Annotated in this window: 3 protein-coding genes; 1 reads left to right on the forward strand and 2 read right to left on the reverse strand. The window is 35.3% G+C overall.

The annotated features are described in order from the left end of the window. On the reverse strand, positions 1-216 hold a 216-nt coding region (locus tag C6988_RS11025), incomplete at its 3' end, for an Lrp/AsnC family transcriptional regulator (protein ID WP_182135500.1). Positions 217-306: 90 nt separating this feature from the next. Then, a complete protein-coding gene (locus tag C6988_RS11030) occupies positions 307-690 on the reverse strand; it encodes a response regulator (protein WP_182135502.1) in 384 nt (127 codons plus the stop codon). An 80-nt stretch (positions 691-770) separates the two neighbouring features. On the opposite strand from C6988_RS11030, the gene C6988_RS11035 reads away from it, so the two are divergent. After that, complete coding sequence (locus C6988_RS11035; protein ID WP_182135504.1) at positions 771-995, forward strand: tetratricopeptide repeat protein; 225 nt, start codon at positions 771-773, stop codon at positions 993-995. The last annotated feature ends 124 nt before the right edge of the window (positions 996-1119 follow it).

Here is a 1119-nt window from a genome sequence, read left to right on the forward strand (position 1 = left end):
TTTTGCAACGACTTCGATTATTGCAGTTAGGTTAAAGCCAAGCTGTTCATGATCAAGTCTTGCTGCATACCCTCGAATTATCTTCTCTTTTTCTAATTTTTTAATTCTAGATAGGACTGTTACTGTAGACATTCCAAGTTTGAGTGAGAGCTGTCTTGCAGATAGCCTTGCATCTACTAGTAAATTTTTGAGAATCTTTTCATCAGTTTCATCCATGCCTGTTTACTCGAATTAATTAAAAATGCATTTAAGTTTTGATAAATTTTGTAAATATTCGTACAGGTAACTGCGTCTATTTGGTAATGATTATTGGCCCGTGATTGTTCTGACTAGTTTTGTCAGTGAAAATGGTTTTTGCAAAAACTCTACCTTCTCAACAAACTTCTCTGAGTTGCGCTCACCTGATAGTCCATATGCTGATGCAAAGATAATTCTCTGACTGGGCTTTTTATCTAGAATCTCTTGTGCTGCTTGTGCTCCTGTCATCTTGGGCATTGATTGGTCTAGTACTACAACATCAAATGGATTCTTTTCAATTGATTCAAACTCTGACTTGCCTGCCTTCTCTGAATATTTTTCAATACAGTCTTGACCGTCTTTGGTAATTGTAACATCATGTCCGCATTTTTTTAAAACTCTATCATACTGCAGTGCTGTATATTGATTGTCTTCTGCAATTAGAATATTCATTGTGAATCAAGCTGAGTAATCCAAAACTGCCAATTAACACGCGTATGTTTAAAACAAACAGACACGTAAAATGACACAAATTGGATTCATCTGAGCTCTCCTCTAAAGGAAAAAAATTACTTGAAGATGGGAAATTTGAAGAGGCGCTGGCATTTTTTGAGCAGGCATTGCTGAAGAATCCAAATGATCCTGACTTGCTAAATGACAAGGGAGTTGCATTGCGTAGCTTGGGCAGATACGATGAGGCAATTGAATGCTTTAACAAATCACTAGAAATTGATCCTAGAGACAAACACTCATCATAAAATTGATCGGCACTTGACAAATAGTTAATGTATTTCTCCAAATAATCATTATCTAGATTAAATGAAAAAACATATTGTGGAATTATTAGATTTGGCATACGAATATTGTGAGGATGGAAATTTT

Source organism: Nitrosopumilus sp. b1, assembly GCF_014078545.1.
Lineage (GTDB): Archaea > Thermoproteota > Nitrososphaeria > Nitrososphaerales > Nitrosopumilaceae > PXYB01.